5 protein-coding genes and 1 pseudogene are annotated in these 4,238 nt (G+C 71.9%); 2 read left to right on the forward strand and 4 right to left on the reverse strand.

Annotated features, from left to right (window positions below; all coding sequences use genetic code 11):
* Positions 1-80 precede the first annotated feature (80 nt).
* The 4 genes from J7E68_RS04100 to J7E68_RS04115 are packed head-to-tail and all read right to left on the reverse strand — an operon-like array spanning position 81 to position 3,103.
* Positions 81-1,139 (reverse strand): ABC transporter ATP-binding protein, encoded by a 1,059-nt coding sequence (locus J7E68_RS04100; RefSeq protein ID WP_215170103.1) that lies wholly within the window; start codon positions 1,137-1,139, stop codon positions 81-83.
* Positions 1,136-1,924 carry a molybdate ABC transporter permease subunit gene (gene modB, locus J7E68_RS04105; RefSeq protein ID WP_215170105.1) on the reverse strand — a complete coding sequence of 263 codons (789 nt, stop codon included), beginning with the start codon at positions 1,922-1,924 and terminating at the stop codon, positions 1,136-1,138. Before modB ends, J7E68_RS04100 begins: the two co-directional genes overlap by 4 nt.
* A complete protein-coding gene (gene modA, locus J7E68_RS04110) occupies positions 1,921-2,709 on the reverse strand; it encodes a molybdate ABC transporter substrate-binding protein (protein ID WP_215170107.1) in 789 nt (262 codons plus the stop codon). Before modA ends, modB begins: the two co-directional genes overlap by 4 nt.
* A 1-nt stretch (position 2,710) precedes the next feature.
* On the reverse strand, positions 2,711-3,103 hold the full coding sequence (locus J7E68_RS04115; RefSeq protein WP_215170109.1) for a TOBE domain-containing protein: 393 nt from the start codon (positions 3,101-3,103) through the stop codon (positions 2,711-2,713).
* Between the two features lie 150 nt (positions 3,104-3,253).
* Here J7E68_RS04115 and J7E68_RS04120 point away from each other — a divergent pair, with 150 nt between their 5' ends.
* Together J7E68_RS04120 and J7E68_RS04125 are read left to right on the forward strand one after the other, a co-directional pair.
* Positions 3,254-4,021 carry a HesA/MoeB/ThiF family protein gene (locus J7E68_RS04120; RefSeq protein WP_215170111.1) on the forward strand — a complete coding sequence of 256 codons (768 nt, stop codon included), beginning with the start codon at positions 3,254-3,256 and terminating at the stop codon, positions 4,019-4,021.
* Positions 4,018-4,238: pseudogene (locus J7E68_RS04125) on the forward strand (molybdopterin molybdenumtransferase MoeA); the annotation flags it as partial. The gene J7E68_RS04120 and the pseudogene J7E68_RS04125, both read left to right, overlap by 4 nt.

Below are 4,238 nucleotides of genomic sequence, written 5' to 3' on the forward strand. Positions count from 1 at the left end.
GGGGTGGGCAACAGCATCCGTCCAGCCATGCGGCACTCCCTCAGCCCTCAGGTCCGAGGCACGAGGAGCCGCCGCTCAGATCACACCGGCACGGCGACGTAGCGCACCAGCGCCGGATCGATCCGCAGTCGCAGGCGGTCTCCCGGAGCGAGGCCCGATCCAGCGCTCAGCGACAGGTCGACCGCGCCGGCGTCGGTGTGCACGCGCATCCCTCCCAGCGTGGGCTCGATCCGCGCCACCACCGCGGGCCAGGACTCTGGGGCCGCAGGGTTAACACGAACATCCCCCGGACGGAAGACGGCGGCGAGCGCCGCGCCGTCCACGGCCGCGAGCGCCTGAGACGCCGCATCCGTGCTGGGCACACGCACGTCTCCGTTGCTCCACGCTCCCCCGCTCGCCACCCCCACCAGGCGATTGACCCCGGCGATCGAGGCGACGAAACCGGATGCCGGAGCGGCGAGCACCTCGCGCACCGGCCCCGACTGGGTCACCCGCCCGGCCTCGACGACGATCAGTCTCTCGGCCAGGGCCACGGCGTCCGCAGCATCGTGCGTCACCGCGACGGTCGTGGTCGAGACGAGCTGGTCGCGCAGCATCCGCCTGATGTCTCCTGCCGTCTCGGGGTCGAGGGCGACGAGAGGCTCGTCGAGCAGCACGACAAGGGGCGACGCGGCGAGCGCGCGGGCGACCGCGACGCGCTGCTGCTCGCCGCCCGAGAGCTCGTGCGGCATGCGGCCGCCGGCGCCGGGGAGTCCGACCCGTTCGAGCCAGTCGTCGGCACCCGCTCGCGCACGACGCACGTCGGCGCCGGCCGCGCGCGGCCCGAACGCCACGTTCTCACGCGCCGACAGGTGTGGGAACAGCCGCGGCTTCTGCCCGAGCAGCACCACGCCACGACGCATCGGCTCGGTCTGCACGCGCGGGGCTTCGACCCGGTCGACGACACGACCCTCGACCGCGATCTCGCCGCCGTCCAGGCGCTGGAGGCCGGCGAGCGCCTGCAGCAGTGTCGACTTGCCGGCCCCGCTCGGCCCCATCACGGACACCGTCTCACCGGTCTCCACCTGCAGCGAGACATCGACGGTGAAATGCTCGCGCTGCACGACGACGCGGGCCCGCAGCCCCTCGCTCCCGCTCATCGTGCCGCCCCCGGCCGCCAGCCCCGCACGAGCAGCAGCACGACGATGGCCGCGGCGAGGAGCAGCAGCGCCAGGGCGACCGCAGCCCCCTGCGACACCCCTGCCCCGTTGAACGCGGTGTAGATCGCGAGCGGCATGGTCTGCGTGACGCCCGGGCGGTTGCCGGCGAAGAGCGCGGTGGCACCGAACTCGCCGATCGCGCGCGCGAAGCAGAGCACCACACCGGCGACGATCCCCGGGGCTGCGAGCGGCAGGGTGATGCGGCGCAGGATCGTCCAGCGGCCGGCACCCAGCGCTGCGGCCGTGCGTTCGTACTCCACCCCCGTGGTGCGCACGGCCCCTTCGACGGCGAGCACGAGGAAGGGCAGCGCCACGAAGGTCTGCGCGAGCACGACGGCCGGGGTGCTGAACGAGAGCCCGAGCCCTCCGAACCACCCCGCCCGCCCGAACAGGTAGAGCAGCGCGACGCCGCCGACCATCGGCGGCAGCACGAGCGGCACCGTGACGGCGGCCCGCAGCACGGCGGCGAGACGCGGGCCCGAGCGGGCGATCGTCAGCGCCAGCGGCACCCCGATCACGATGCAGATCGCCGTGGCGACGAGTCCTGTGCCGAGCGAGAGCAGCAGTGCTGAGCGGGCGGCCTCCGATGTCACATCCGCGACGAAGGTCGACCATTCGACGCGGGCGACCAGGGCCGCGAGCGGCAGGATGAGGAATGCCAGCCCGATCAGCGCGGGGATGGCCAGCGCGCGCGGCGCATACCCGCGCGCCCCGGTCGCACTCACGGGGCTCCGAACCCGAAGTCCGCCAGGATGCTCTGGCCTTCGTCCGACAGCACGAAGGCGACGAACGCCTCAGCGGCCGCGGAGTTCGGGGCCTCCGACAGCGCCGCGATCGGATAGTGGTTGACGACCTCGTCTGCGCCGTCAGGCACGATCACCTCGACGTCGTCACGACCGATCACATCGGTCGCGTACACGAGTCCGGCGTCGGCCTCGCCGGCTGCGACCTTGGTGAGCACCGCCGTCACGTTCTGCTCGAGGCTCGCGGCATCGACCGTGACGCCGGCATTCGAGAGCAGCGCCGCGGATGCCGCGCCGCAGGGGACCTCGGGGGCGCACAGCACGGTGGTGACGTCAGCGAGATCGTCGAGGGTCTCGACGCCGCCGGGGTTGCCCGCCGGCACGGCGATCACGAGCGTGTTGGAGGCGAACAGTGCGGGATCGACCGCGGCATCCTCGAGATTGCGCATGTTGGCCTCATCGGCCGAGGCGAACACGTCGGCCGGAGCACCCTCGAGCAGCTGGGTGACGAGTGTCGACGATCCGTCGTACACACCGCTGAACTGCACGTCGGGGTTGGCCTCGGTGAAGGCATCGCCGATCTCGTCGAACGCGCCCGAGAGCGAGGCTGCGGCGTAGACGGTGAGCTCGCCGCTGACGGCGGTCTCGGCGGTGCCCACGGTGTCGGAGGGCGCGGGGGCTTCGGCGGCGGTCGCACACGCGGTGAGCCCCAGCACGGCAGCTGTGGCCAGGGCGATCGTGGCAGTCCTTCGGAGCAAGCGGTTCATCTCAGCCCCTCGGCACTTCGACGACGACCTGCGTCGCCTTGACGGATGCGGTGGCGAGAGACCCCACCTCGAGATTCAGGTCGCGCGCGGCCTCGGCCGACATCAGCGAGACGACACGGTGGGGCCCTGACTGCAGGTCGATCTGCGCCATCAGCCCGTCGATCTGCACCCGGGTGACGATGCCGACGAAGCGATTGCGGGCGCTCGACAGCGCTCCGATCGGATCGGCCGCCTCTTCGACCAGCGCGACGGCACGCGCGGCGAGGGCATCGCCGGGGACCTCGGCAGGCACGGCGTCGGTGGTCGGCAACAGGCCCTGGTCTATCCAGCGCCGCACCGTGTCGTCGCTCACTCCGAGCAGTTGAGCCGCGCGAGCGATCCGAAAGGTCTGCATGGAGGAAGATTACCGCAGATGCGGCGCTGACAGTCGATATCAACCGCATCTGCGGGAGAATCGCCGCTTCCCGGCACGAGGTCGCATCGGAGTTCGAACGATACCCGCGGTGGCAGCCGAAACGTCGCACCTCGGGCATAGCCTGGTGCCATGCAGCCGCTCGTCGACCCCGCCCCTTCGCTCGATCCTGCCGAGCTCGTCCGCACGGCCAGGCACGCAGTGCTCGCGGGCATCGGAGAAGAGGGGCAGCGTCGCCTCGCGGCCGCCCACGTCGCCGTCGTCGGGGCAGGCGGCATCGGATCCCCCGTGCTTCTCGCGCTCGCCGCGGCGGGCATCGGCACCATCACCGTGATCGATGACGATGTGGTCGAGCTCACCAATCTGCAGCGCCAGCTCGCCCACCGCGTCGAAGACATCGGCCGACCCAAGACCTCTTCCGCCGAGCGCGCGATCACCGCATTGTCCCCGGATGCCGAGGTCGTGACCGCAGCCGAGCGACTCGACTCCACGAACGCGGAGCGCCTGCTGGCCGGCGCTGACATCGTGGTCGACACGAGCGATTCCTTCCCGACCCGCCGCGACGTCGCCGCAGCGACCGAGGCGCTGGGAGTGCCCCTCGTCTGGGGCGCTGTGCAGGAGTGGCATGCGCAGGCCACGGTCTTCTGGTCGAATCCGCCCGAGCACGACCCGGTCGTGCTGACCGACCTCTTCCCGCTCGGCACCGAGGGAGAGCCCCCCAGCTGCGCACAGGTGGGGGTGCTCGGGGCGCTGTGCGTGCAGATCGGCGGAATGCTGGCCGGCGAGGTCGTCAAGCTCGTCACCGGCGCGGGTGAGCCACTGCTCGGTCGCCTCGTGGTGATCGATTCGCTCGCCGCCCGCCAGCACGAGATCACCATCCGTTCGGCGGTGTCGGCATGAGCGCCGCGAACGGCCCCCGCCGGTCGGTCGAGGAACAGCTCGCGCTGGTGCTCGCGGCCGTGCGCACGCTCCCGACCGAGACGCGTGCGATCAGGGACGCCGCCCAGCGCACCCTCGCGGAACCCGCGACGGCAGCTCACGACATCCCCCTCTTCGACAACTCGGCGATGGACGGCTTCCCCGTTCGCGCGACCGCCGTCCCCGCCGCCTCCCCCCA

Origin of the sequence: Microbacterium sp. ISL-103 (genome assembly GCF_018613995.1) — a bacterium.
Classification (GTDB): domain Bacteria; phylum Actinomycetota; class Actinomycetes; order Actinomycetales; family Microbacteriaceae; genus Microbacterium.